Below are 25,376 nucleotides of genomic sequence, written 5' to 3' on the forward strand. Positions count from 1 at the left end.
ATATCATTCTCCTTCACAGTCTAAAATATGATCTGCATACTTTTCTGCCATATCCCGCCAATTAATAAGAGCGTCTCCCATAACTGCTCCACAGGATTCCCGATACAATGCCCATACGTACCAATAATAAGCAATAATAGCCGTATATGCCCAAAAATGATAATATCTCTTCTCAGTATAACTATCTTGTAAATATTCTTTTATAAAACGTTCTGCTTCATCGAAATCATACATTGCATCAACAATATAATATCCAACATCAATTCCTGGATCAGAATACCCTGAATATTCCCAGTCAATAAGTATTACATTACCGTCTGGCTTGATCATCCAGTTAGATTTATAGGTATCACCATGACAAAAACATTTTTCGACCCCATCACCAGCAGTCTTTTTATAAAGTAATTCAATCTTTCTTTTTAATTTCTCATTTTTTTCAAAACATTCCGGAGCTTTTTTTCGAAGTAGTTTTTCAATCTTCAAAGAATCTTTCCAAGGGTCCATCCCATAATCAACTTTAATACCCGAACCATGAAGTTTTCTGAGTACACTTATAATTTTTTTTGAATCTTTAAATGAATTGTAATCCGGTTCTCTGAATTCTGATATGAATACTGATATCTTCCATCCTTCATTAATGTCAGCATAAATGTAAGTAGGATCAATCCCTATTTCTTTTGCTTTAATCAGAGAGTTTTTTTCATTTTTACGACTAATAATGCTGTCTGTCCCATCCCCGGGATGACGATATATGTAATCCATACCATTAATTTCAAAAATAAATGATGTATTTGTCATTCCCTCATTTACATTACGAAAATTTACGATATCTTCTTCATCGCATCTGAAAATAAGTTTAATATTGTGGATAATTTCACTATGTGTATGTCCCTGATACTGGCTGTCAAACCTTCGCAAATCCTCGAAATAGTCAAATTCATAAATATTTCCTTCTTCATATTCTTTAAAATAGAATGATGGCAGATTATTCAGATTATCTTTAACCATCCATTCCCAAAAGCTCTGATTATACTTTCCGACAGTCCTGTCTGCTTCCATAAGTTTAATAAAAGCGTTCGAGAAATCCTCATTCCAAAACGAATGTCCAAATAATACTTTTCCTGAATCCCTGTACTTTTCCATCATAATGATTTTTCCATTTTCATCAGTATCAACATACATCTCATTCGTTTTTTTCTTAATACTTATCCCTGCGTTAAATGTCTGATACTCATATTGATTAAAAGGATTTTCAACAAAATAGCTATCACTTACACATATATACGTGTTTCTTAGTTTTTCTTTTGCCAGGTACAAACTCTCTATGTTATTCTTTATATTAAAAGACTCATTAATTATAAAATTTACTCCATATTTGTCTTCCAAATAATAAAACATTTCTTTTTTGTATCCAAGCACAATCGTGATGTTCTTTATTCCAGCATCCTGAAGTTGCTGAATCTGTCTTTCAATCAGCTTCTCTCCTTTTACTTCAAATAAACCCTTAGGTTGTTCCAACGATAAAGGAATAAAGCGGGTAGATGCCCCGGCTGCTAAAATCACCGCATTATTTACACGGTATGGTTCCAAAGCTTCAAGCCCAGTATCAGTGATTTTAGATCCATTTTTCGCTATCAGTCCCGCCTGTATCAAATAATTGAAAACCTCTTGTTTTTGTAATGACTTTTTAACATCTAAATCAGAAGAACAATTAATTCGTCCAACGTTACCATTATAAAAACTATTTAATATATTGAATTCATCTTTTTTCATTAACTCTTCTTCCTCTCATGCGTTATTTCGCAAAATATCCATCGCATAACTGATTTGAATATATTTTCTCTGCCGCTTTTATGCTCTTTGCTCAAATATAGTTTTTCGTTACCGCCTTCACTTGTTACGTTAAGTCTTACATAAAAGTCAGAAAAGAAATAATTTGCTGATGATATGTTTACAAAATCAAGAAGTAATATATCTTCACCCAATTTAATTATTTCCTCAGTTATATACTATTCTCAACAAGGTAAGAAACTGTAACATCTCTTTTATTTACATTTTCATAACTATTAGAGTGAATAAAAATCCACAAAATCTTGATATGTATTAATCCCGTAATCTTTGAAATTATATTCCTTTCTCTCACCTACAAGATCATGATACCATTGAAGGGTTTCCCTCATATTTGGCACATCAATATTTACATACTCTGCGATCTGTATTAAAATCACCAGCCCGTATGAAAAATCAGCGGTAAAATATCTTGAATTAAAATCAGGGATATATCCCCCTTCTACTTTTTTCGTTGGACTTGTCAGTCCCTTAAATCCGGTAATTCCCGATATCTTCTTTGTCATCGCTTCTGCAGTCGGGCTTTCATAATGAACACACAATGATTTTACATAGGATAAGTTAAACGGCAACGTCTTGCATAATTGCTGAACCTCTGTATCACAGGCGATAAGAAGCTCTGACGTTTCGTTATTCCAGTTTTCATAAAAAAGGGGAACTTTTTTGTAGACAACCCCTTCTTTCCAATCTCCGTACAAATTTCTGAGCCGCGTGGTATGAAGAATAGGGTTCGAAGGAGTAAGTGTAATATTTAAATAATTAGGAAGTGGCGTTGTTTTAACACCAATAATACTTTCAATTATCTTACAGCATTCTCCCGTCTCTTTATGTGGTATCGCAGCTACAAACATTTCATCTCTATATCCAATTGCCTTTACAGTATTTCCATATTCAATAAGGCGGGCAACACTTGGCACTCTTTGTACCCCGAAAACTGTAGCACCTTTTTTAATACATCCATAAAATGCACACTCTCCACCACCAGTGCCCGGAACAATACATATTTTCAGCCCTGGTTTAACAAAAGGCTCTATTTTCTGTGCATTCAGCCGCATTAGTGTAGCAGGCATGGTCACAAAGATCAGATCAGCATTGGAAAATGCTTCCTTCTCATCATCTGTTGCTTTCTCAATGATTCCACGATGAATAATTTCATTCTCTTCATTTACAACTGTTAAAAGTTTGTTTATTTTCTCCGGTTTTGAGCCGTAAACTACAACCTTGTGCCCATTTTCTGCACAATGAGCAGCAAATTGAGTCCCTATATTCCCTGCTCCTACTATCGTTATATTCATATCAATCATCCTTATCTATATGTTTCATCCAATTGAGCAAGTTCATAATAATTATCTATCTCCATAATATCCTGTTTATTGCATTGTCTTATCTCTACTTTATAATTTTCTTTTTTGAGAATTAATGGAACTTCCTCCCAGAAAACACCTTTATTGTCCTTATATATTTCAGCCCAGTCTGATCTCAATTTCTGACAATCTTCCTTTGTCCAGTAGGAAATACCGTAATAATTATAGCAATAGGTATTACCCTTTTGATATTCCGAAATATAGCCATCTTTAATCCTGAATGACCAATCATCTGTCTCCAGTGAATAGGAACCTAAAATATTAGATACATATTGATATTTTCTAATCACCTCTGGATTTGTAATATATAGATCCGCTTCACAAAGATAACCGTTATTAATCTCTTTCGAAGCTAAGATCACTGAAGATATATTATTTTCTTTATCATACCGGTCATTATCTATAAAACGCACAAATGGATATTTCTCAAGAATTTCATTAAACCGTTCCTTTTTATATCCCCTTATTATTACAATATCTTTAATACCAACATTCACCAGTGCATCTAGCAACGTGTCTATAATTCGTTTGCCATTAACCGTTACCATGGGCTTCGGTCTGTCAGCTGTAGCAGGCATCATTCTTGCTCCAAACCCCGCTGCCATAATCACCGCCTTTTTAACTCTATAGGGTTCAAGTGCTTCTATACCTTTTGAAGTTATAGAAAGCATCTGTTTTCCCTCAATATACCCAGAAATTTTAGCTTCTTGCAAACTTTTAGATACAGTATTCCCCGAAATCTGAATCGCATCTGATATTTCTCTGATTCCATATTCCTTTTTCCCATTTTTCTCAATGAAACATAAAACTTCAAACAAATATCTGTTCACTATCTCACCTTTTCTCTTTCTATCTATTTGTATATTCTGTATATGATTTATCTGTATCAAAGAAAACGTTTCCATGTAGCGAAGTACCTATAACAAATTTCATATAATCACCATATGTCCGCGATAAAATAGCATGATAATTAACTGGTACTGGTATTTTTAAGAATTCAAAATCCATCATTTCACATTTATCAAAATCCTCTTTATATCTGTAAAACTTTGTATTCAATGGAGATAATGATAAGGGACATTTTTTTTCACAGATTATTGAATCATAGCTTACTGCCGCTTCTTCCATTTTTTTATAATAATACAGAGAACTCTTGCTTTTTAGTTTATAAAGTGGATAATATAATGTCTTTATCAACTGTTTTATTTTATTATCTGATGATGCAAAATCACTCCAGACTAGGCTGGTTTTATAAGCTTTTTCCTTCAGCATGGCAACTTTTTTCCGAAGTGTTTTTTCTTCTTCTGCATCATCCGGGATATTATCAAATGGAAATATATCTACAAATATACCTTGATTAAACTTTATATTTTTTCTAGTATCATTTGCCAATATAGCTGCCGTATCAGTTCTTCTGATCTGAACATGTCCGCGCAAAGAACCTGGATCTGTATATTCGGTCTGAAAAAAATACGGATATTTAAATTCTTTCATTCCAACCTCGCACAGTTTATTATAATTTTCACGGTCCATTTCAAAATCAATATCATCATCCCATGGGATAAATCCTTTGTGCCGGACAGCTCCAAGGGTTGTTCCACCATCACTAAAAATCTTTATATTATATTTTTCACAGACTTCTATGATTTTCGCAGTAATATCTAATTCAACTGCCCAGACCTCTTTCATCTTTGATGTTACCGTATATCCACATCTGACTTCCTCATCTAAAAATCCATCTGGCAACTCTATATTTAAATCAACCATTTTAGTATTTATTCCTCCACTCTTCCGGACATAAAATATGCTGTAAAAATATTCTTCAAGTATTATTTCCTTCTTCTTATGATTTTCAAAGCATCATAAATAACATTATCTTTTAACACAATTAACATAATTCCATATAATGCCATGCCAAATATGACCTGACATACAGAAATGCTTATACTTCCCTGATAATTTCCACCTATAAACAATACTGCCCAAAACATCACAAAACCAGCAAGCAGTTTCTTCCAAAGAACATTCAAGATTTTTTTCCAATTTATAAATCCCTTGCTCATGTGAACATAAATAGCACTGATGACACACTCTGCCACAACACTTGCAAGCGTAGCACCATTTGCACCATATTTATAAATCAATGCCAGATTCAGCAAAAAATTGGTTACTGCTCCCGCAATAATTCCTTTGGAGCTTCTGGCACGCTGACCTGAAGGGGTTAAATATTGTGACCCCATAATATTGCTAATACAGATCACCAACGGTAATGGACTCATTAAATACAGAAGCGTAACTACCGGTTCATAACCATTTCCAAAAAACCATGGAACAAAATTCCTTGCAGCTCCCCAAATTCCAAACATAATTGGAACCGCAAGCGCAAAAATAAACTCGAAGCTTTTATTAATTTTATCCTTAATTTCTTCTGTCCGACCTTCGGCAAAAAGATACGATTGTCTGGAAACCATTACAGTATTCAAAGAAAAAAGCAGACTCTCTATCATACGGATAATTTTTGTCGCCTGCTCATAATAACCGTTTAATTCTTCAGACTTAGTAATTGCGCCAATCATTGTTTTATCTAACACAGTATAAACAGATGTAGCAACTGTAGGTATAAAGTATGCGAACGTCTGCTTTAAATGGATTTTGAATGGATGAAGCGTTTTAAACTCTACTTTCGCTAATAATTTAGGAAGATAAGTCCACATAGAAATATTACCGATCAATCCTGTAGCAGCCATAATGCCTACATACAAGAATATATCGGTTTCTTTTTTTACAAAAAGAAACAGTAATATAATTCCTGTGATTTTCACCAAAGTATTTCGAATAACAATATATTTAAATTTTTCAAATCCTCCAAAATACCAGGATATATCAAACGCAACCGCCAAAACAGATAAAGTCAGTACACTATAAATTGCTGTATACTGTGTTGAAATAAAAATCCATGCTATCCAAACTATTAATGATACTGCTGTAGTCGTAAGTGAAAGAATTTCAATTTCCCAAAACAACTTAGAAGATGTTTCTGGATCATCACGATGCATCGCTATTTCTCGCTGTCCATAAGAAGCTGTTCCTAAAGCTGCAAATAGTGTAAAATACGTCACAATTGAATTTGTGTAACTATAAATTCCAACTCCGTTTGAACCTAATACTCTGGAAATATATGGTGCAGTAATCAATGGAGTGATTAAAGAGAGCACTTGATATATCGTATTATATATATAATTTTTTTTAATGCTGGTTTGCACCATTTTCTTATGATTTGCCATATATTATGATTCCTTCATAAATTTCAATTTCTTAAAGATTAAAGTTTAGCTTTCAATCTGTGTTTTATAAAAACTAATTTCTAAATATTCTCAGTGTTATCAAAGTTTTATCTTGATCCGTCTTCGTTTTGTAACCACTCTATTTGGCATCCATCTTCTTTTTCCATCCGAAGTCTTATTGGACAACAATAATTTTATTCCTAAAATTAATAATGGATTCAATGCTGTATTAAACATAATATTATTAATTATTGAAAAAACACATATAGCAAAACACCAACTAATTAATTTAATATTATTCGTTTTCATAGCATAATGAGAAAGATAAGTATACAAAAACATTATTATTGCAAATAAAATCAATCCATATCCTATGAGCATATAAACATATCCACAATCTATATAAAAATAATGATTAACAAAATTTTGATCTATATATTCTTGGTTAGACTTTATTCTCTGTCCTATCAAATTTACTCCATATTGCTCAAAACCTTGCAGATTAAATTTCAACCTAGAATTAATCATTTCATTGAACGCAAATATAATTGCAGAACTCTTATATTTTAAAGATGCTAAAATTACTGATACTGCCGCAAGTGGATACATAAACGTAGCAATACAGGTCATAAACTTATGCTGCTTATTCACGTTTATGCTGCCTAATATCAAAACAGCCAACATGAAAATAATATATACATAGAATTCCAGACGTACTGTGCATACTTTATATACCAAGATATGTACAGGTAAACTTAAAATCAAGAACAATCGTTCCATCTTTTTAGACCGAATAAGCCAATAAATTGCAAAAGTTTCCATTAAAATAACACATGGAACATTTGAATAATATGCAAATCCCAAACAATGTGCTTTCATATTTTCATGATAATAAATATCATCCGGTATGAATCCCAACAAAGCTGGTACAATAACTATGCATAAAAAGATAGCATTATTTATTACACTACTCTTTATAATTTTACGTACATCAATATGAAGAGATGTAACAATTGATATTCCATATAATGCAAAAGTAATATCGTGCATGATAATTGCTGATATAAGTATTACAATTCCAAATAAAAAAACACTCACAAAATCAAAGATTTTATATTTATCGATGCAGAAAGACCATAAAAATATAGTAGCCGATAAGTACTGTACCACTTCACATATTTGAAATCTATTAACTCCAAACAGATATGAATTTCCAATTACCACTGCTGATAATCCCATGAGAAAATATCCTACTAAATATAAAGTTTCTTTATTAATCTTTATTAATTTCTTCATATCATCCTACTCTGATTTACCTTTTTCCAATAACTCTGATTAAAAAGAATCGACTACTTAAGCATTCCAATCTTCTTAAACAAAATTGTAGTTGGTACAAATAAACTATAGCCAGTTTTTCTGTTAATTTTAATAAATTCCATAATTTTGCCTTTAGGTCCGTTATACAACTCTTTATTCCGTTTTTTTAACCATTCATCAAATCTTTTAATTTCATTTATAGCTTCTTTAGGAGACATATGTAGATAAATTACATACTGATTATAAATCGCATATTTAATTCTCAATATAACAATTTCTCTCACCTTGATATTCAAATCATCCTCATGTTTTTTATAAAATGAAACCAGTCGTTTAGTTACTTTTAGATGCTGATCTCGGCGTTTAATCATATTTTCCATATTCATACTCTGTGTCTGAGAACCAAGTAAATACTGATAAACAGGATAATCTAAACATGCAAAAGAATTTATATACAAAAGTGGAAATATACAATATTCCATATCTACATAAAAACAATTTTCATCAATAATTGCCCCCATTTTCTGGATTACTTCTCTACGAAATGTAAGCGAATGCATGTATAATATAACTTTGTCCAATTCCTCCAATCCATGAACTTCTTCATAACTAACCTCATTATCCCAAGGATTCATCTGCCTTTTTTTTGTTCTGGTATTATATTCAATCTCATCATAAGGATTTAATACCATGTCTGTATCTGTTTTCTCTAAAAATGCTACAAGTCTATTCAAATTTTCACTATTTACCCAATCATCAGCATCTAAAATTTTATAATACTTTCCGCAAGCATATTTAATACTAGTATTGATTGTTGAACCATGTCCTCCATTTTTTTTATTTACCAATCGAATGGAATCTCTGTATCTTTCAACGTATTTTTGGACAACCTCTGCCGTATGATCTTTTGAACCATCATTTACCACAATAATATCCAATTTTTCAAGTACATTGGAGCGAATTAACGAATCCAAACAATTTACAATATCTTTTTCTGCATTATATGCAGCAATACTTAAAGATAATATTTTTTCCATGTTGTAAACTCCTGTATCTATTGGCGACTTTTATCCGTCATATTTTTCATATTTAAAAGCAAAACAATTATCACATTCAAATTATATTTCAATAGTTTCAACAAGATATAGTGATCCTTCTGTAATTTATCTTTCACTTTATCTAAATACTTTGTATTTTCCTGCAGCATCCTATCTTCACGAATTTTTCCCAAGTATTCTATATGTTCTCTCATAAATTTCCAGTGATTATAGCGCGACTGTGTAATTGCCCGCCCAGCCGTTTGCAATACTTTTATAGCAAACAATTCATCAAAGTTTGGAACTTCCCACTTTTCACTCTGTTTTTCAATTTCTTCAAAGATTTTCTTAAATGTAAAATAATAATTTTCATCAAACTTACCCGTCATTCCTGATCCACATCGATAATTATAGATAGTCTCATTTAGATATACAAAAGTCTTTGCATTACTAAAAAATTCAATTGACTGCAATGTATCTTCTCCTGTGCTGATTCGTCCAAATTGCTGATATTTTTTCTCCGCATCTATGCAGTCTCGTTTAATCATTTTTCCACACACACTCACAATACTATGGTAGCAGAGAAATTCTTTTAAAACGTCTTTTTTCTCTACAATACAATCCTTATTACTAGTAAAAATATCTTTAAATGCAATTGTTTTATTTTTTCCATCATAAATATTGTGATTATAAATGACGATATCAGGATATTTATATTTTTTTACAATCTTCTTCAACTTTACAAGTGCTTCATCCTCAAGCAAATCATCTGAATCACAATTTATAACATAATCACCTTTCGCCTGCTTAAATCCAAAACGTCGTGTCCATAAAAGGCCATGATTTGTGTTGTGATATACCATTATAAAGTTTGGATGTCTTCTCTGATATTCATCACAAATCAATCCGCTTCTATCTGTAGACCCATCATCCACTAAAATTATTTCATAGTTTTTTTCATTATCGATTTGATAAATTATCGATTCCAGGCAATCTTCAATATATTTTTCAACGTTATATACTGGTACAACAATACTAAACAACATAATTTCCCTCACAATTTATTAAGAAGAACCTTGATATCGTATGTCAGATTCAACCCTTTATTATAAAAATTTATATATTTCTTATTCAACAAACTTTTCTTAGCTTTGAATGATTTTTTGTATCCACATACTTGCTTTGCCAATGTCGCATATTCAGGTACCATTATATTTCCATAGCCTTTTAGAAGTTCTTGCATCTGCGCTTCAACATTGTATTCGTTCAAATATTGATTCACCTGTTTAAAATACGCAGGTAAACTTCTTCCCAAACCAACTGTATTTCCTCCATGCTGTCGGTAGCTCATATGCGGTTTCGTATCAACAAATACTTTTCCTTTCAAGCAAAGACACACTTTAAGAATCCATGTATCATGCATTAGCATATACTGTGGCTCATACTGAATTACTGCATTCAATAATTCTCTATTAAAAACACCTGTACATCCTGCAAAATCAGATAAAATAAATCTGGTTATCAATGTTCTTTTATCATTCAATTCATGATTTGATAAGAAATTTAAGTTTCTATCAACCAATCGTTGTCCACAATAATATAATGCCGGAATTCCTCTATTTACTGGTTTCAACGATTGCACTGCAATATATAATTTATCCGTATCCCAAACATCATCTTGATCAGAAAAAGCAATATAATCCCACTCTAATTTTGCAGATTTTTTCATCAAATCAAAATAACCTTTTTGAACATTTAAATGCTCTCCTGTATACCAATTCAACTTATTGTTTTTTGAATAGCACTCAAGAATTTCTTTTGTTTTATCGTTCGAACCATCATCCCTTACAAGAATATCGACTTGAATATTTTTCTGTCGTAAAATGCTATCTAGTTGCTCCTGTAAATACTTTTCTCCATTATATGTTGCCATTATTACTAATACTTTAGCTATCATCTCATCTTCCATACATTTCACCTACCAGCTTTTCCAGTTCCTCGTTGAACTTCGCGTTATTGCTGATCATGCCATGACCCATCCCAGCAACAATCTTGTCGTAGTTTGTTATAATATCCCCTAGCGTTTCAATATCTTCTACATCAATAATCGTACCCATACGTTTTGACACATTTCGCGCAAACTCCATTTGGTGATCATTGACATGCTCGTTAAACTGATGCTGCCGTGGCACGACAATCGGCGTCTTGCCAATCTGCAGTGGCATAATAAAACTCGCTGGTCCTCCGTGGGTAATCACAATACGAGCATCTGCCACATTTTTGACCATCTGCTGATAGGGGAGTAATTTACTCCACTGGCAATATTGAGGCCTGTATGTACTAAATCCCGTTTGAATAATCACATCATCCTGAATCGTTCCATCTTTTTTTAATTCGTCTATTTTTTGGAGCAACCGATTAAATGGTTGTTCATGCGTTCCTACCGTCACAAAAATCATCGTTTTCGTCCCCTACCTAAAATATGCTGCCCAGGTTAATTGCTTTCGGATAAACCTTTTTCTGTTCTTCCCACTGCACAATAAACTTATCTACAATGGGATAGACCATCTTACCGGTCATTGTCGGCTTGTCAATACGATCAAACACCTCAATGTAAACCAGTTTTGCGCCCATCTTCTTTCCAAGATAAAAGAACGGAACAGCCACAGCTGCGCCACACGAAATGATTAGATCTGGTTTTTCTTTATGAAGTACTTTCCATGCAATTTTTGTATTTTTAATAAGTGCTCTTAGACTACGATTGGTTGGATAATAGCAAGGATACATTTTTTCTCCTTCTAAGAGGCTTCTCGCATCTTCTTTATCAAATGTTACCCAAAAATGCTCTTTATCTTTCCAAAAAGGTTTTAACATATAAAGATGGGTTAAATGACCACCTGATGAACCTACTAAACATACTTTCATGTTCTCTAGCTCCTTTATCCCTCAAAATATTTATGTATACATCGGAATGAGATTTTTTAGTATTACCTCTTTTTCATAACTCTCTTCTCAGCATTTATATAAGAAATATCTCTCTCATTTGCAGGCTTTTTAGATATATAAGTTCAACAAACCCGTATGTTATACGCATAAATATATTTTTAACTACTCTTAATTCTTATAACTTCGAATACACCCCCATCCTTCGGATCACTCCAAACCGGTGGTTCTTCGGCGACGCCTGCGTTGGGCCGCCTGGCGGTATTCAACCGGAAAGGAGGCGTCACTGGCGCTTCCTCTCTTGCTGATTGCTCAGCATTTATATATAAGAGGCATTCCTGCCGCTTATTAACTTGGTTTGTTGTTTTTCCGGAAGCTTTCCTGGCATTTGCGGCCCAGATTTCGGGCGCCGTTCAGGAAGCGGTTGACCTGATGGCCGTTCTGGCAGATGAATATGCTGCCCTGTTTTTTTCCGGTGGCTCCGCAGATGGAACATTGCTTTTCTGTTCCGTCGGCGCGCAGCTCAAGTACCAGGATTCCTTCTGCCCAGGCTTTGTATTTCAGATAATTCCGGATGCGGATACTTAAGTGAAGGGGCGAATAGTTGCCACTCCTGTACATGGATATCCTGGAAAAATCTTCATCATACTCCGGCAGTACCAGTATCCCGGTGTGTTTTTCTTTGCAGAAATCTATGATCTCCTTGCTGACCTGATGTGCATAATGTTCATTCAGGTGCTTGAGATGCATGTAATATTTCCTGTTTGGCTGACTGACGTTGTCTTTATCGGTAAATGCCCTGGATGCTTCTACTTTTTTCAACAAAGCTCTGCAATGATGTCGGTATGCATTTCCGCCTCTGCAGTTTTTTACAGCCAGCTGCCTGGATCCTTCATCCAGAACTGTGCATACTGCAAAGCTGTCCGTATTGGTAAAGCGGACGCTGCATACTCTGGCGCCTTCCTGCATTCGTTCCTTTGCTGTCCGGGCATCGGAGTTTTCCTGCTTGACAGGGACATGGAACATGAGCCATTTTTCCTCATGGACCAGTGTCGGTGAAAGGATCGCTGCTTCCTTGGGGAAAGGGCGTCCTGTAAGTCCGCAGGGTACCCAGATCCATTTCTTTCCGTTCCAGAGCTTCAGCACTACGGAGGTGTCTGTCAGGTCTCTGTACATTCCCTTGAAAAAGGTGATGTTAGCATCGATCTTTTCGGGGAAGCTTTCTGCGCTTGCTGCGGTCTTTACTGCCATTGCAGCTTTGTTCATGGCAGATCTCCGAAAGTAAACGGGGAGCTTTCCGCCTGGCGGGATGTACTTTGGTTCTCTTCCGTCTCTTCCGGGAACAGTGAGTTTTTCCAGATGTCCCTGGATGGTCAGCAGATTTTCGGCCCAGAGCTCTTCTCTTTCTTTCAGGAGTTCATAGTAAAAGGCTACGGCTTCCCGATACAGGGCTTCTGTTGTTTCGATCATCTGCTTTTCCGGACAAAAGAGCCGCATTTTCCATGTTTTGATACTGTATCCTGTTTTCATGGCATCTCTTTCTGCTGTCAGGTATCGCTTAATATCTTCATTAGCGAAAAAGAGCTTGAAACACTGTTAAATGCTGCTTTTTTCGGCACAGTTGACCACGATTTTGACCACTAATAATTGAAAAGAAAAAAGAAAAAAGCTTGAAAAGTATTGATTTTACGCGGATTTACGCAAGAAAAAAGTGACCACTTTTTGTGACCACTAATGTTAGATTTCGATGATTATCAGACTGTTTATTCACTTTTTGATAGAAAATGACTGCATATGATGCTTAAAAAACGACATTATTAGCATGTTTCATATCTTTGGCACGCCTTGACAAAGGAAAATATCAATGGTATCCTTACATATGGCTGTAAAATATATCTTTTTTGGTCTGTGACTAATGAAGATAATAAGCGACACATTTCCCATAATCCACGAGCTGTCCAAGGATGTTTCCTCTTGTACCAGCTCTTTTTTTATGCCTAATCGACATTTTCCTCCCCAAATGCTATACTATACCCGCAGGCCGCCTGATCTGGCTTTTGGCCTGCTAAATTTCAGAAAAGGATTTTTTTCTATGGAGAGAATTATTACCTATACGATCTCAACCGGGGAGTCCGGGGAAAATGTTCTTGGATTTCTTCGGAAGAAGGGTTTTTCCAAACATATATTGACTACTATGAAGCGTGCAGAACATGCGATCCTGCTGAACGGACAGCCGGCTTTTGGCAGAACGGTCCTGAGGGAGGGGGATGTTCTTCGGATCCTTGTTCCGGAGGAGGCCGGGGACGGATCGGAGTCTTCCATTATTCCGGTGCCGCTGTCTCTGGATATCCTGTATGAGGATGAGGATATCCTTGTGCTGAACAAGCCTGCTGATATGCCTGTGCATCCGTCTGCGGGGAACTATGAGAATACTCTTGCCAACGGTGTTGCCTGGTATTATAAGCAGCAGGGGAAGGCTTTTGTCTACCGCTGCATCAACCGGCTGGACAGGGATACCACCGGGGTGCTGGTGCTGGCCAAGAATCCTCTGAGCGGGGCTCTTCTCTCCGCCCAGATGAAGCAGCGCCAGATCCGACGTACCTATCTTGCACTTACTGACGGGATCCCGCCGGAAAGGGGGACGATCTCCGCTCCTGTTGCCAGAATGGATGCTTCTGTGATCACAAGGGAGGTTAATTTTGAGCGTGGGGAGGCTGCCGTGACTCATTATGAGCGTCTTGCTGTCAGCAACGGATATGCTCTTGTGGAGCTGCATCTGGATACGGGGCGGACTCATCAGATCCGGGTGCATATGAAGTATATCGGCTGTCCGCTGCCGGGGGATTTTCTGTATCATCCGGTTTTTGACCGGATCGGACGCCAGGCCCTGCATTCCTTCCAGCTGGAATTTGCTCACCCCATCACCGGGGAGCCTATGTGTTTCCTTGCACCTGTGCCTGAGGATTTCCGCAGAGCATTTCTACAGTAAAAAAATCAGCTGTCCGGTACGTGTTTCCTGCACCGGCAGCTGATTTTTTTATTGTTTTCATTTATTTTTTTTGTAGATCACAAGGAGTCCCTTGAGCAGAAGGTCCTCATCCAGAATGATTTCTTTCTTACAGTGAGAAATGATCTTTTTTGCAAGACCGCCTGTTGCGATCACGGTTGTTTTCTCACCAAGCTCTTCTTCCACCCGGTCAATGATCCCGTCGATGGCTGCTGCGTTGCTGTAGAGCACGCCGCTTTTCATGCATTCGATGGTATTGCGCCCGATCACATGCTTCGGGGCATCGATGCTGATCCCGCTGAGCTGGGATGCTCTGGCTGTCAGTGCATCCAGGGATATTCCGATGCCAGGAAGGATCATTCCGCCAATGTATTGCTTTTTGCTGTTGACAACCGAAACTGTAGTGGCAGTTCCCATATCGATCACAATAAACGGAACCGGATATTCATTTAATCCAGCCACAGCGTCTGCCACAAGATCCGCGCCCAGCTGTCCGGGGTTGTCCATCATGATGTTCAGACCTGTTTTTACTCCTGGTCCCAGGACCATGACTTCTTTTTTGAGGATCTTTTCTGCTGCCAGCTTGGCAATGTTGGTGATCTGCGGGACTACAGATGAAATAATACAGCCTTCTATGTCTGCCTTTTTGATGTGGTAGATTTCCAGTAAGGTTTTCAGGTCTACGGCATATTCCAGTTCTGTTTTTGTTCTTACGGTAGCAAGTCTCTCGATGAAGTATGTTTTTTGATCATCGATGCAGCCCACGACTATGTTGGTATTTCCAATATCAATTGCTAATATCATAATTTTATTTTCCCTGTCTTTATGCTTTTGTCTTCTCACGGCTGATCTGTGCGGATGGGATCAGATGTGCCTTGGAAAGTGCAGCTCCCACTGCTCCTGTGATCACTGTGGAGGAAATCATTTCGCATACTGCGTTGATCCCTACCATGAGACAGCAGCCGATGATGATGTTATGACCGCCCATCAGATTTTTTACATAATCGGTATTTCCGAACAGTCCTACAAGCGCTGCCATGAAGAACAGGGTATTCAGGAATGCGGAAAAGAATCCGGTTACTGCACATGCCACATAGGTATTGCTGACCTTTCGCATGCCTTTAAAAATATATCCGAGGCAGATACCGTCCAGAAGACGTGGGATGAAGCGCTGGATAAAGGCAAATACCGGATTGATACCGAAAAGCACAACTCCCATTGCACTGGAGCCGCCTACTCCTATGCACTGGAGAAAGCTGGTCAGGCCGAAGATCGCACCTGCCACGGCTCCTCCTACGGGCCCGAGGACGACTGCACTGATGGCTACCGGGATCACATTAAAGGAAATGGCCAGTGGCCCGATGTTCAGATATCCCAGTGGTGTGTAGGCCATCAGCAGAAGGATTGCTGCCATCAGGCCCAGTAACGTAAGCTGCGCTGTTGTAAATCTGTTGTTTTTCATTTCTTCTCCTCCTTGTTACCGTTCCGCTCTGTGAATATTTCCGGAAATACAGCATTTCCCGGCGTTTTCTGCGGATACAATACGGTGATGGAAAGCGGTGATCTTTTTGTTCCGCTTTTCGTTGTTAAAACCGGCTATCTGACCGGTTCTGTAGCTATGCTTCTGCCTTTGTGGTAAGCAGAAGGATCTTATCCAGGATCTTTAACGCCGCATCCTCCTTGCTCATAAGCGGGAGTGACACTTCTTCGTCCTGTGTGATAAGAGTCAGGACATTGGTATCTCCCTGGAATCCGGCGCCTTCTACCTTCAGGTTGTTGGCTGCCACCATATCCAGGTTTTTCTTCTCAAGCTTGGCTCTGGAATTACGGAGCATGTCTCTGGTCTCCATGGAAAATCCGCAGAGGAACTGGCCCTGCTTTTTGTGCTGGCCCAGATATTTCAGAATGTCGTCTGTCCTCTCAAGCTCTATGGAAGCCTGATCGTCTTTTTTCTTAACCTTGTCTTCGCTGACCTGCTTCGGACGGTAGTCTGCCACTGCGGCAGCCTTGATGATGATATCCTGTTCATCACTTAAACCGGTGACTGCCTCGAACATATCTCTGGCGGATGTCACAGGTACGACCTTCACAAAAAGGGGCGGCTCAATGGCAGTAGGTCCGCTTACCAGCGTAACCTCCGCTCCTCTGAGCATGGCCATTTTTGCAATGGCGTATCCCATCTTTCCGGATGAATGGTTGGTGAGACAGCGGACCGGGTCGATGGCCTCCTGGGTAGGTCCTGCCGTTACCAGGAGCTTTTTGCCGGCAAGGTCTTTCTGGAAGGCGGCTTCCTTCAGGATATATTCCAGAAGGGTTTCCGGCTCCGGCATTTTTCCGGCTCCGGTATCCCCGCATGCCAGGTAGCCACTGGCCGGTGTGATCACCTCATATCCGTAGGTTTGCAGCTTCCGGATATTGTCCTGCACCACGGGATTCTCATACATGGCGGTATTCATGGCCGGTGCAAGGATCTTCTGACACCTGCAGGCCATTACCGTAGTGGTGAGCATATCGTCCGCAAGGCCGTTGGCCAGCTTTCCGATCACGTTTGCACTGGCCGGTGCGATCATCACAACATCTGCCTTCTTGGCAATGGATACGTGCTCTACCTGGAACTGAAAGTTCCGGTCAAAGGTATCCACCAGGCATTTATTTCCGGTCAGTGTTTCAAATGTGATCGGATTGATAAAGTTCGTTGCATTCTCTGTCATCAGTACATGGACATCTGCATGAAGCTTATGTAATGCACTTGCCAAATATGCGATCTTGTATGCAGCAATACTTCCTGTGATGCCAAGAAGCACTGTTTTCCCTTTCAGCATCCTTCTCCCTCCTGTCAGTCAACCATACGGATACTCTCGATCACCGGCTGCTGATCCTTTGCAATGGTTCCGTTGCCGTCTGTCGGCTTGGCATCCTTGCAGATCTGATCTACAATGTCCATCCCGGAGGTCACGTGTCCGAATGCAGCATAGTCGCCATCCAGATGTGTGGAATCGGACTGTACGATAAAGAACTGAGAGCTTGCGCTGTCCGGATCTGTGCTGCGGGCCATGGAAATGGTTCCTCTTACATGAGAAATATCGTTCTTCACTCCATTGCTGGAAAATTCGCCCTTGATGGTATCCTCTGCTCCGCCGGTTCCGTCTCCGTTTGGATCTCCGCCCTGGATCATAAATCCGTCAATGATCCGGTGGAAGGTCAGACCGTCATAAAAATTGTCCTGTACCAGCTTTACAAAATTTGTGACTGTGATGGGTGCAGTGTCTGCATCCAGCTCTACATCGATCTCGCCATAATCCTTTACGGTGATGGCAGCATGATGGGTTCCTGTCAGCTGCTGGCTGGTATCGATCACAGTTGTTCCTGCCATTTGTGCATCCTCGGAACCATCGGAAAATTCTCCGTCTGCGCTGTCTGTATCCTCTGTACTGTCTGCGGAGCTGTCTGCAGAAGCTTCGGTTTCATGTGAAGTGTCCTCTGCATCACCGGAAGCCTCCTGATCATCGGTGCTTTCTTCATGGTCTGAAAAGCCTGCCGCCTCAGCCTCCTCCTCGGACACTGCATTGGCTGCTGTCTCTTCATCTACGCCTGTCTGTCCTTCTGAGGTTTCTTCCTCCAGAGATTCTTCCTTCTGGTCTGCTTTTTCAGAAGTACTGTCTGTGCTTCCGCATCCGGAAAGCATTCCTGCGGTAAGAGCTGTCGCAAATAATACGGCTAAAACCTTACGTTTCATATTTATAAGTCCTCCTTATCAGATCCCGAAAACGCCTGTTCCGGCATTTTCAGGTGAGCTTTTCACTCTCCCCCTGTAAGCTTTTCTCAGTTTAACATCATCTTTTCATAAAGTCAACTTTGCACGGAACCAGGTGCAGGATTCCCTTTGTTTTGCCTTGTATCTCTTCCGGTTCTCTGCTAAAATCATGTATGGAGCTTATTATGGGCTCCGTACATATAAGAAAGTGAGGAATCAACATGGAAAAGATCACAAGTTTTACCATTGACCATATCAAGCTTCAGCCTGGCGTATACGTTTCACGTAAGGATCCGGTTGGAGATCAGGTGATCACTACCTTCGATATCCGTATGACTTCTCCCAATGAGGAGCCTGTTATGAACACAGCCGAGCTTCACGCCATGGAGCATCTGGCAGCTACCTTCCTGCGGAACCATAAGGAGTTTGGCCCGAAGGTCATTTACTGGGGTCCTATGGGCTGCCGTACCGGAAATTATCTTCTTCTTAACGGGGATTATGAATCCAGAGATATCGTTCCGCTGATGATCGAGATGTTTGAATTTATCCGAGATTTTGAGGGTGAGATCCCGGGTGCTTCTCCCAAGGACTGCGGAAATTATCTGGATATGAACCTTGGCATGGCAAAATATCTGGCAAAGAAATTCCTGAACGAGGTTCTCTACGATATCAAGCCGGACCGTCTTGTTTATCCGGAATGATCTGCGGGTACGATCCGCTGGCATGATCCTTGTGTTCTGAACGGACTATATGCCGAAACAAAAAAACAGGCTACCTGTATCGATGTTCTTTCATCGGATACAGTTGCCTGTTTTTTATTATATCAAGGAGATATCTGCAATTGAAGCAGGATCAGGATTTCCCTGATCTGGTCAAAGCCTGTAGTCTGTGCTCTACTGTGCTGCTTCTGTGGTAGTATCTTCTGCGGTAGTATCTGCTGCCACTGCTCCTACCGGCGGGGTTGTGCTGACGTAATCGCCGGATGCGTAGCAGGTCTGGCCATTATAATCCACGCGGATCCATCCATTGTCACAGACACCGGTACACTTCAGGGATTCTCCGGAAAGGACACCTGCCACAAACTCTGCCTCTGCATTGGCGTCAGAACGTAAATTCACACCCTCCACTGCATAGTAGGTGGCATCCTGAGCCTGTACGTTGATGCCGCTTGGGGTCTGCTCCGTAGCTGCTGTCTGTGCTGCGGGATCTGTTGCCGCTGCTGCTCCGTCTGCCGTGGAATCCGCTGCCGCTGCTGCTCCGTCTGCTGTGGAATCTGCTGCCGCTGCTTCTGGTGTAGGTGTTGCAGTTGCCTTCGGCTTCTCTGTGGGCTCCGGCGTCGGTGTGGAATCTACTACTGTTACCACTGCATCGGTTCCTTCCTCATATCCACAGCCCTGTGCAAGGAAAGCCGCGCCTATTATCAAAGCCATAATACATTTTTTCTTCATGTTATCTGATTCCTCCTTATACGCCGGTAAAAAATTCTCTGCGTCCAATATACACGATTCTGCACTATTATGCAAGTCCTGGCCGGTTCTTTCACATATTTACCGGCTCAAAAAGCACCCGGACAGTTCCGCCGCAGATCATTCCCAGATCTCCTGCCCCCTGCCCCAACTCGTAAACCTTTGTTTCCGTATTTCGGATATTTACTGCGTGTTTTCCGGCTTCAAACTCCACTTTTCCGCCGCCGATGCTTCCTGCCGTGCTTCCGTCCCGGAATACGAACATCTTGCTCCCGGTTCCTCTTGGTGAGGAGCCCTTCTTCTCGATGATCGTGACCATGGTTCCCGGTGTCCTGCGGCGTACTGCTGCCTCCACCTCCTCATCACAGTAGGTGCGGAAATGCCGGTTCTTTTCCTGCACGATCTCTGCCATGATGCTCACGGCGATCTCAGCCGGCATCTGTCCTCCGATGGGAAGTCCGATGGGGGCATGGATCTGATCCAGCTGTTCCTCCGTAAAGCCCTCTTTCAGGAGCTTTTCCCTGGTGATCCGCACCTTTGTCCTGCTTCCGATCATTCCGAAATATGCAAAGGGTCTCTTAAGGATCGCTCTTGCACAGGCGGAATCTCCCAGATGGCCTCGTGTCACCACTACATAGTAGGCATTTTCATAGGGAGGGATCCTGTCGGACAGGGTATCAAACTCTCCAAAGATCCTCTCATCTGCCATGGGAAATCTTTCCTCCATCACAAATTCCTCCCGGTCATCCATGACTGTTACATGAAAGCCCAGCATCCTGCCGATCTCTGCTACCGGAAGAGAAACATGGCCGCCACCCAGTATGATCAGCCTGGGATTCTTCTCGTAGGTTTCCACAAATATCTCCCGGTCGCCGTTTTTCACAACGCCGGTTTCCACAGCTGCTTCCACGGAAACTTTCAGGAATTCTTCTGCTTCTTTATTTCTTTCTGCTCCCTCCGGATAAAAAAAGCTGCTTTCTTCCAAAAGATATTTCAGCCCGGCATCCTTTCCGTTCAGAAGGATCCCTGTTTTTACACGCCCTCTTTTTTCTACCACATCATATATTGTCTGATACATTCTCTGTGTCCTTTCTGTCCGTCTTTCGCTGTTTATTCCGCGGCAAGCTCCTTTACCGCCCCGACAGCAGTGTCCACCTCTTCTTCCGTATTAAAATAAGAAAAGCTAAAGCGGACAGCTCCTGTTTTTTCGGTTCCCAGTGCTTTGTGCATCAGCGGTGCACAGTGGCCGCCGGCTCTTACACTGATCCCGTACTCTTCATCAAGGACCATGGCCACCTCTGCCGAATCCATCTCTGCAATATTCAGAGTCACCACAGGAGAGCGTTCTTCCCTGGAAAAATCTCCGTACAGGGTGACTCCCGGAATTTCCTTTACCTGGTCATAAAAACGCCACATCAGCTGCTGCTCTCTTTTTCGGATCTGTTCTGTTCCGGTTTCGGTAATCCAGCTGATGGCTGCGCCAAGACCTGCGATCCCATGGCTGTTCAGGGTGCCTGCCTCCAGTGCCTCCGGCATATCCTGCGGATGCTCTCTCTGAAAGGTGAGGACGCCGCTTCCGCCTACCTTCAGAGGCTCCACAGATACCCCCGGCCGAACGCAGATGGCGCCTGTGCCCTGGGGGCCCATAAGGCCCTTATGTCCGGAAAAGCAAAGAATATCTATATGATCTTTTTTCATGGAAATCGGAAATACTCCTGCTGTCTGGGCAGCATCCACAATAAAAAGCTTCTGGTGCTTCTGTGCGATCTCACCGATGGCGTGGATATCATTGAGATTTCCTGTCAGATTGGAAGCGTGGGTACAGACGATCACCTTCGTCTCCGGACGGATGGCTGCCTCAAGCTCCTTAAGGGAGATCCGTCCCTTGCGGTCTGCCGGCAGGATCGTAAGCTCCATGCCTTTTTTTTCCAGGCGGTACAGCGGACGGAGCACACTGTTGTGATCCATCTCCGTACAGATCGCATGGATAGTTTCCTCCTCTGGATGAAGTGTTCCCTGCAGGGCGATATTGAGCGCTTCCGTGTCATTGGATGTAAAGGCCACACATTCCGGTCCCCATACGTCAAACATCTCTGCGATCTGGCATCTTGTATTAAAAATAAGCCTTGAGGCTGCCATTGCTTCGCCGCTGCTGCCCCTTCCGCTGTTTCCTGCATGCTGCATGGCTTCCACCACAGCACGCGGCACACAGTCCGGCTTATGAAAGCTTGTAGCCGCGTTATCCAGATAAATCATTTCATCCTCCTTGTGATTTTTATCAAATACCTTTATAATAAACTCTGGCTTTATTTTATACTATCCGAGGAGGTTTTCCAATGAAAAAAACATCTTTTTTCAACAGTCTGCCATTTAAGCTGCTGGTCGCTGTGATCCTGGGGATCATAGCCGGGCTTATCCTGAACCGGTACAGCACCAACGGAATCTCCATGGCAGTTCTTAATATCACAGTTACTATCAAGTACATTCTGGGCCAGCTCATTACCTTCTGCGTGCCGCTGATCGTGCTGGGATTTATCGCTCCGTCCATTACCAGGCTTGGCAAAAATGCTTCGCTGATGCTGGGAGTTGCGGTTGTCCTCGCTTACGGCTCCTCTGTTGGCGCAGCGCTTTTTTCCACAGCCTCTGGCTTTCTCATCATTCCACATCTGTCCATCCATTCCTATGCTGCAGGACTGAAGCGGCTGCCGGAGGTGATCTTTGAGCTGGAGATCCCGCAGATCATGTCCGTTATGAGTGCTCTTGTTTTTGCAATGATGCTGGGACTTGCCGCCACCTGGACAAGGGCGAAGCTGATCACTGGGCTCCTGGATGAATTTCAAAAAATCGTTCTTTCTCTGGTGGCTCGGATCATCATCCCCATTCTTCCGCTGTTCATCGGCACTACCTTCTGCGGCCTTGCCTACGAGGGAACCATTACCAGACAGCTGCCTGTTTTTCTGAAGATCATCGTACTGGTGCTTGCCGGGCATTTTATCTGGATGGCTCTTCTTTACATCCTTGCAGGAATCTATTCCGGAGAAAATCCTCTGGAGGTTGTCCGCCATTATGGTCCTGCCTATCTGACTGCCGTAGGGACCATGTCCTCTGCAGCCACACTGGCCGTTGCACTGCAGTGTGCCTCCAAGGCAAAACCACTTCGTAAGGATCTGGTCAGCTTCGGGATTCCTTTGTTTGCAAACATCCATCTCTGTGGCTCCGTTCTGACAGAGGTTTTCTTCTGTATGGCGATTTCGAAGATCCTGTACGGTTCCGTTCCCACGCCGGGTACCATGGTTCTGTTCTGCCTTCTTCTGGGTATCTTTGCCATCGGAGCTCCCGGTGTTCCCGGAGGAACTGTCATGGCATCCCTTGGCATCATCACCGGGATACTGAAATTCGACAGCTCCGGCACTGCATTGATGCTTACCATCTTTGCACTGCAGGACAGCTTCGGAACTGCATGCAACGTGACCGGCGACGGTGCACTGACGCTGATGCTTACCGGCTATGCAAAGCGCCATCATATTGAGGAGCAGCAGCTTGATGTGGAATTGTAAGTTCGGAGCTAAGTCAGGCGGATATTTGCGATCCGATCCTCTTCGTTGCTTGCTCATAACCGGATATCAAGCGAATATCAACCAGATATCAAAAATGCCGCAGGCTTCAAAATGGCTCTGCGGCATTTCTGTGTATTTCTATTTGTTTCTGTCTGTTTCTGTAAGTTTCTATTGTTTCTATATACTTTTGTTGTTTCTATATGTTTCTCTGTTTACGGGCGGATCACTTTTCCTGCTTTTGTGAGCTTTTCCGCTATGGTATACATATTTGTTACGGTTCCCACTGCCGGTTCCTTCAGTCCGTAGAAGTTCACGCAGGTTCCACAGGTCAGGATCTCGGTTCCCTGCTCCTGTAAGGTCTTAAGGTCTTCGATACATGGTGAATCCTGTGCGGTAAGTCTGGCTCCGCCATTATAAAACAGCATAACTGACGGCGGTGTCTCCAGCTGTGTCAGCGCATACACAAATCCCTTGATCAGGATCCCGCCAAGCTCCGGATCTCCATCTCCCATCTTATCGGAAGTGATGGCAACGGTATAATCTCCCTGCGGAACAGCCGGTGTGCAGACGATCTCAGGCTCTGCCTGACTTCTTGCAGCAGGATCAGATTTTACTGTCATATTGATCTCGTAACCACCTTCTGTTTTTCTGGATACGAAGCTGCATCCGGTACTTCCGGCAAGTCTGCTCAAATTGTTTACTGCTGTTTCATTATCTACCAGGATCAAGATCTCGTCTCCCTGCTCTGCCTTGTCAAGGATCTTCTTGGTCATCACAACCGGGATCGGACACTGTTTCCCCATTGCATCTACTGTGTGCTTCATACTCACTCCTCCTGTATTCTGTGATTTTTTATAATTGCTGTTTTATCATTATTGCTTTTTCGCTGTTTTCTTTTCTTTGATCTTTTATTTCTGCTCCAGCTCATGGGCCTGTTTGAAGATCTCACAGGCGCCTGTGTTTACACATCTTTCATGTGCGCAGTCCATAAAGGTCAGCTTCCTGCTGCTGTCCTCCTGCCGTGTATACTCACAGCAGACGGTTTCGCCCCCGTTCATGGTACGGCAGAAACCGGATATAAATTCCTCTTCGATCTCCATTCCTATCCCTCCGTCGGATTCTCAGTAATCTGGGCAGGTGTGATCTCCTCCAGCATTCCTGTTTCATTGTAGGCTTCAAACTGTTCCTCGATCTTTCCAAGGATATCTGCATACTGACAGAAGGCCTCCGCAAGCTCATCCCTGTGTTCCGGAAGCTTCTTGTAACAGACACGGTGCTCCATGCTTGCCCAGAGATCCATGGTCATCGTCCTCAGCTGGATCTCCACCGGAAAATACTCCATGGTATCCAGATAATACACCGGAACTGCAATGATCACGTGAAAGCTGCGGTATCCGTTAGGCTTGGGATTCTGTATGTAATCCTTTTCCCTGATAAAGATCAGCTCACTCTGCCGCTTCAGCGCATTTACAAGATTGTATATATCATCAATAAAGTAGCAGATCACACGGATCCCGGCGATATCCCGGAGATGATCCTTGGCGTTCTGCACACTGTCCGAATGTCCCAGCTTCTCCAGCTTCTTTTCGATGCTCTTCTTGGATTTGATCCGTTCCTGGATATTGTGGATCGGAGATACGGAAGACTTCTGATACAGGCTTCCGTTGAGCACCTCAAGCTTGGCGCGCATGATCTGACATGCGTTCTGATATGGCTGGATACAATCGTAATACTGTTCGTTTGTCATGAAAACCCGTTACTGAAAACTTATAAAAAGTTATAAACTTCTATGTTTCATT

26 protein-coding genes are annotated in these 25,376 nt (G+C 41.3%); 3 read left to right on the forward strand and 23 right to left on the reverse strand.

The genetic code is table 11. The annotated features are described in order from the left end of the window. Positions 1-3: 3 nt before the first annotated feature. The 13 genes from DW694_RS12400 to DW694_RS12460 all read right to left on the reverse strand — a co-directional run bounded on the left by DW694_RS12400 (position 4) and on the right by DW694_RS12460 (position 13,323). Positions 4-1,773: a phosphotransferase gene (locus tag DW694_RS12400; protein WP_118753103.1), complete on the reverse strand. Its 1,770-nt coding sequence runs from the start codon at positions 1,771-1,773 to the stop codon at positions 4-6. Continuing rightward, positions 1,773-1,985 (reverse strand): hypothetical protein, encoded by a 213-nt coding sequence (locus DW694_RS12405; protein WP_118753104.1) that lies wholly within the window; start codon positions 1,983-1,985, stop codon positions 1,773-1,775. The genes DW694_RS12400 and DW694_RS12405 overlap by 1 nt, the downstream gene beginning before the upstream one ends. An 81-nt stretch (positions 1,986-2,066) precedes the next feature. Next, positions 2,067-3,143 (reverse strand): NAD/NADP-dependent octopine/nopaline dehydrogenase family protein, encoded by a 1,077-nt coding sequence (locus tag DW694_RS12410; protein WP_173741300.1) that lies wholly within the window; start codon positions 3,141-3,143, stop codon positions 2,067-2,069. A gap of 11 nt (positions 3,144-3,154) precedes the next feature. Further along, on the reverse strand, positions 3,155-4,102 hold the full coding sequence (locus DW694_RS12415) for a sugar phosphate nucleotidyltransferase (protein WP_173741301.1): 948 nt from the start codon (positions 4,100-4,102) through the stop codon (positions 3,155-3,157). Then, positions 4,062-4,979, reverse strand: a complete 918-nt coding sequence (locus DW694_RS12420) for a LicD family protein (protein ID WP_118753107.1) — start codon at positions 4,977-4,979, stop codon at positions 4,062-4,064. The genes DW694_RS12415 and DW694_RS12420 overlap by 41 nt, the downstream gene beginning before the upstream one ends. 62 nt (positions 4,980-5,041) lie before the next feature. Then, complete coding sequence (locus tag DW694_RS12425) at positions 5,042-6,496, reverse strand: flippase (protein WP_237971258.1); 1,455 nt, start codon at positions 6,494-6,496, stop codon at positions 5,042-5,044. Between the two features lie 99 nt (positions 6,497-6,595). Beyond that, complete coding sequence (locus DW694_RS12430; protein WP_118753108.1) at positions 6,596-7,792, reverse strand: hypothetical protein; 1,197 nt, start codon at positions 7,790-7,792, stop codon at positions 6,596-6,598. Between the two features lie 53 nt (positions 7,793-7,845). Further along, positions 7,846-8,850: a glycosyltransferase family 2 protein gene (locus DW694_RS12435; protein WP_118753109.1), complete on the reverse strand. Its 1,005-nt coding sequence runs from the start codon at positions 8,848-8,850 to the stop codon at positions 7,846-7,848. Between the two features lie 17 nt (positions 8,851-8,867). Continuing rightward, positions 8,868-9,896, reverse strand: a complete 1,029-nt coding sequence (locus DW694_RS12440; RefSeq protein WP_118753110.1) for a glycosyltransferase family 2 protein — start codon at positions 9,894-9,896, stop codon at positions 8,868-8,870. Between the two features lie 8 nt (positions 9,897-9,904). Further along, a complete protein-coding gene (locus DW694_RS12445) occupies positions 9,905-10,819 on the reverse strand; it encodes a glycosyltransferase (protein ID WP_180214125.1) in 915 nt (304 codons plus the stop codon). After that, positions 10,809-11,309: a glycosyltransferase gene (locus DW694_RS12450; protein ID WP_118753111.1), complete on the reverse strand. Its 501-nt coding sequence runs from the start codon at positions 11,307-11,309 to the stop codon at positions 10,809-10,811. Before DW694_RS12450 ends, DW694_RS12445 begins: the two co-directional genes overlap by 11 nt. A 16-nt stretch (positions 11,310-11,325) precedes the next feature. Next, a complete protein-coding gene (gene pssD / locus DW694_RS12455) occupies positions 11,326-11,775 on the reverse strand; it encodes a PssD/Cps14F family polysaccharide biosynthesis glycosyltransferase (protein WP_118753112.1) in 450 nt (149 codons plus the stop codon). A gap of 366 nt (positions 11,776-12,141) precedes the next feature. After that, a complete protein-coding gene (locus tag DW694_RS12460) occupies positions 12,142-13,323 on the reverse strand; it encodes a zinc ribbon domain-containing protein (protein WP_118753113.1) in 1,182 nt (393 codons plus the stop codon). Positions 13,324-13,885: 562 nt separating this feature from the next. On the opposite strand from DW694_RS12460, the gene DW694_RS12465 reads away from it, so the two are divergent. Beyond that, positions 13,886-14,782: an RluA family pseudouridine synthase gene (locus DW694_RS12465; RefSeq protein WP_118753114.1), complete on the forward strand. Its 897-nt coding sequence runs from the start codon at positions 13,886-13,888 to the stop codon at positions 14,780-14,782. 57 nt (positions 14,783-14,839) lie between these two features. Here DW694_RS12465 and DW694_RS12470 read toward each other — a convergent pair whose 3' ends face one another. The 4 genes from DW694_RS12470 to DW694_RS12485 form a co-directional block, all read right to left on the reverse strand. After that, positions 14,840-15,604: a type III pantothenate kinase gene (locus DW694_RS12470; protein ID WP_021651710.1), complete on the reverse strand. Its 765-nt coding sequence runs from the start codon at positions 15,602-15,604 to the stop codon at positions 14,840-14,842. 19 nt (positions 15,605-15,623) lie between these two features. After that, the gene (locus DW694_RS12475) at positions 15,624-16,262 is read right to left on the reverse strand and encodes an ECF transporter S component (protein ID WP_059085617.1); all 639 of its coding nucleotides are present in this window, start codon (positions 16,260-16,262) and stop codon (positions 15,624-15,626) included. Positions 16,263-16,416: 154 nt separating this feature from the next. Further along, positions 16,417-17,622 carry a bifunctional phosphopantothenoylcysteine decarboxylase/phosphopantothenate--cysteine ligase CoaBC gene (gene coaBC, locus DW694_RS12480; RefSeq protein ID WP_021651707.1) on the reverse strand — a complete coding sequence of 402 codons (1,206 nt, stop codon included), beginning with the start codon at positions 17,620-17,622 and terminating at the stop codon, positions 16,417-16,419. A gap of 14 nt (positions 17,623-17,636) precedes the next feature. Continuing rightward, complete coding sequence (locus DW694_RS12485; protein ID WP_015524778.1) at positions 17,637-18,536, reverse strand: peptidylprolyl isomerase; 900 nt, start codon at positions 18,534-18,536, stop codon at positions 17,637-17,639. Between the two features lie 239 nt (positions 18,537-18,775). On the opposite strand from DW694_RS12485, the gene DW694_RS12490 reads away from it, so the two are divergent. Next, positions 18,776-19,255, forward strand: coding sequence for an S-ribosylhomocysteine lyase (locus DW694_RS12490; protein WP_015524777.1), 480 nt, complete (start codon positions 18,776-18,778; stop codon positions 19,253-19,255). A 192-nt stretch (positions 19,256-19,447) separates the two neighbouring features. Here the strand turns inward: DW694_RS12490 and DW694_RS12495 are convergent, their stop codons facing one another. The 3 genes from DW694_RS12495 to DW694_RS12505 form a co-directional block, all read right to left on the reverse strand. Next, positions 19,448-20,002, reverse strand: a complete 555-nt coding sequence (locus DW694_RS12495) for an SH3 domain-containing protein (RefSeq protein ID WP_015524776.1) — start codon at positions 20,000-20,002, stop codon at positions 19,448-19,450. Between the two features lie 91 nt (positions 20,003-20,093). Continuing rightward, positions 20,094-21,098, reverse strand: a complete 1,005-nt coding sequence (locus DW694_RS12500) for an XdhC/CoxI family protein (RefSeq protein ID WP_015524775.1) — start codon at positions 21,096-21,098, stop codon at positions 20,094-20,096. A 32-nt stretch (positions 21,099-21,130) separates the two neighbouring features. Then, on the reverse strand, positions 21,131-22,276 hold the full coding sequence (locus DW694_RS12505) for an aminotransferase class V-fold PLP-dependent enzyme (RefSeq protein ID WP_118753115.1): 1,146 nt from the start codon (positions 22,274-22,276) through the stop codon (positions 21,131-21,133). Between the two features lie 80 nt (positions 22,277-22,356). On the opposite strand from DW694_RS12505, the gene DW694_RS12510 reads away from it, so the two are divergent. Then, entirely contained in the window at positions 22,357-23,577 is a 1,221-nt protein-coding gene (locus tag DW694_RS12510; protein ID WP_015524773.1) for a dicarboxylate/amino acid:cation symporter, read from the forward strand. A gap of 212 nt (positions 23,578-23,789) precedes the next feature. On the opposite strand, the gene yedF is transcribed toward DW694_RS12510, so the two are convergent. The 3 genes from yedF to DW694_RS12525 form a co-directional block, all read right to left on the reverse strand. Beyond that, complete coding sequence (yedF, locus tag DW694_RS12515) at positions 23,790-24,401, reverse strand: sulfurtransferase-like selenium metabolism protein YedF (RefSeq protein ID WP_015524772.1); 612 nt, start codon at positions 24,399-24,401, stop codon at positions 23,790-23,792. Between the two features lie 84 nt (positions 24,402-24,485). Next, positions 24,486-24,677: a hypothetical protein gene (locus DW694_RS12520; protein ID WP_015524771.1), complete on the reverse strand. Its 192-nt coding sequence runs from the start codon at positions 24,675-24,677 to the stop codon at positions 24,486-24,488. Between the two features lie 2 nt (positions 24,678-24,679). Beyond that, positions 24,680-25,324 (reverse strand): hypothetical protein, encoded by a 645-nt coding sequence (locus tag DW694_RS12525; protein ID WP_015524770.1) that lies wholly within the window; start codon positions 25,322-25,324, stop codon positions 24,680-24,682. Positions 25,325-25,376: the final 52 nt, after the last annotated feature.

Source organism: Ruminococcus sp. AM26-12LB (assembly GCF_003480785.1).
GTDB lineage: Bacteria > Bacillota > Clostridia > Lachnospirales > Lachnospiraceae > Blautia_A > Blautia_A fusiformis.

What these genes read in the sequence shown, in the direction of transcription:
- DW694_RS12400 (WP_118753103.1), bottom strand. Translation starts at nt 1,773, where the DNA reads ATGAAAAAAGATGAATTCAATATATTAAATAGTTTTTATAATGGTAAC.
- DW694_RS12410 (WP_173741300.1), bottom strand. Translation starts at nt 3,143, where the DNA reads ATGAATATAACGATAGTAGGAGCAGGGAATATAGGGACTCAATTTGCT.
- DW694_RS12420 (WP_118753107.1), bottom strand. Translation starts at nt 4,979, where the DNA reads ATGGTTGATTTAAATATAGAGTTGCCAGATGGATTTTTAGATGAGGAA.
- DW694_RS12425 (WP_237971258.1), bottom strand. Translation starts at nt 6,496, where the DNA reads ATGGCAAATCATAAGAAAATGGTGCAAACCAGCATTAAAAAAAATTAT.
- DW694_RS12430 (WP_118753108.1), bottom strand. Translation starts at nt 7,792, where the DNA reads ATGAAGAAATTAATAAAGATTAATAAAGAAACTTTATATTTAGTAGGA.
- DW694_RS12435 (WP_118753109.1), bottom strand. Translation starts at nt 8,850, where the DNA reads ATGGAAAAAATATTATCTTTAAGTATTGCTGCATATAATGCAGAAAAA.
- DW694_RS12440 (WP_118753110.1), bottom strand. Translation starts at nt 9,896, where the DNA reads ATGTTGTTTAGTATTGTTGTACCAGTATATAACGTTGAAAAATATATT.
- DW694_RS12445 (WP_180214125.1), bottom strand. Translation starts at nt 10,819, where the DNA reads ATGGAAGATGAGATGATAGCTAAAGTATTAGTAATAATGGCAACATAT.
- DW694_RS12450 (WP_118753111.1), bottom strand. Translation starts at nt 11,309, where the DNA reads ATGATTTTTGTGACGGTAGGAACGCATGAACAACCATTTAATCGGTTG.
- pssD (WP_118753112.1), bottom strand. Translation starts at nt 11,775, where the DNA reads ATGAAAGTATGTTTAGTAGGTTCATCAGGTGGTCATTTAACCCATCTT.
- DW694_RS12460 (WP_118753113.1), bottom strand. Translation starts at nt 13,323, where the DNA reads ATGAAAACAGGATACAGTATCAAAACATGGAAAATGCGGCTCTTTTGT.
- DW694_RS12465 (WP_118753114.1), top strand. Translation starts at nt 13,886, where the DNA reads ATGGAGAGAATTATTACCTATACGATCTCAACCGGGGAGTCCGGGGAA.
- DW694_RS12470 (WP_021651710.1), bottom strand. Translation starts at nt 15,604, where the DNA reads ATGATATTAGCAATTGATATTGGAAATACCAACATAGTCGTGGGCTGC.
- DW694_RS12475 (WP_059085617.1), bottom strand. Translation starts at nt 16,262, where the DNA reads ATGAAAAACAACAGATTTACAACAGCGCAGCTTACGTTACTGGGCCTG.
- coaBC (WP_021651707.1), bottom strand. Translation starts at nt 17,622, where the DNA reads ATGCTGAAAGGGAAAACAGTGCTTCTTGGCATCACAGGAAGTATTGCT.
- DW694_RS12485 (WP_015524778.1), bottom strand. Translation starts at nt 18,536, where the DNA reads ATGAAACGTAAGGTTTTAGCCGTATTATTTGCGACAGCTCTTACCGCA.
- DW694_RS12490 (WP_015524777.1), top strand. Translation starts at nt 18,776, where the DNA reads ATGGAAAAGATCACAAGTTTTACCATTGACCATATCAAGCTTCAGCCT.
- DW694_RS12495 (WP_015524776.1), bottom strand. Translation starts at nt 20,002, where the DNA reads ATGAAGAAAAAATGTATTATGGCTTTGATAATAGGCGCGGCTTTCCTT.
- DW694_RS12500 (WP_015524775.1), bottom strand. Translation starts at nt 21,098, where the DNA reads ATGTATCAGACAATATATGATGTGGTAGAAAAAAGAGGGCGTGTAAAA.
- DW694_RS12505 (WP_118753115.1), bottom strand. Translation starts at nt 22,276, where the DNA reads ATGATTTATCTGGATAACGCGGCTACAAGCTTTCATAAGCCGGACTGT.
- DW694_RS12510 (WP_015524773.1), top strand. Translation starts at nt 22,357, where the DNA reads ATGAAAAAAACATCTTTTTTCAACAGTCTGCCATTTAAGCTGCTGGTC.
- yedF (WP_015524772.1), bottom strand. Translation starts at nt 24,401, where the DNA reads ATGAAGCACACAGTAGATGCAATGGGGAAACAGTGTCCGATCCCGGTT.
- DW694_RS12520 (WP_015524771.1), bottom strand. Translation starts at nt 24,677, where the DNA reads ATGGAGATCGAAGAGGAATTTATATCCGGTTTCTGCCGTACCATGAAC.
- DW694_RS12525 (WP_015524770.1), bottom strand. Translation starts at nt 25,324, where the DNA reads ATGACAAACGAACAGTATTACGATTGTATCCAGCCATATCAGAACGCA.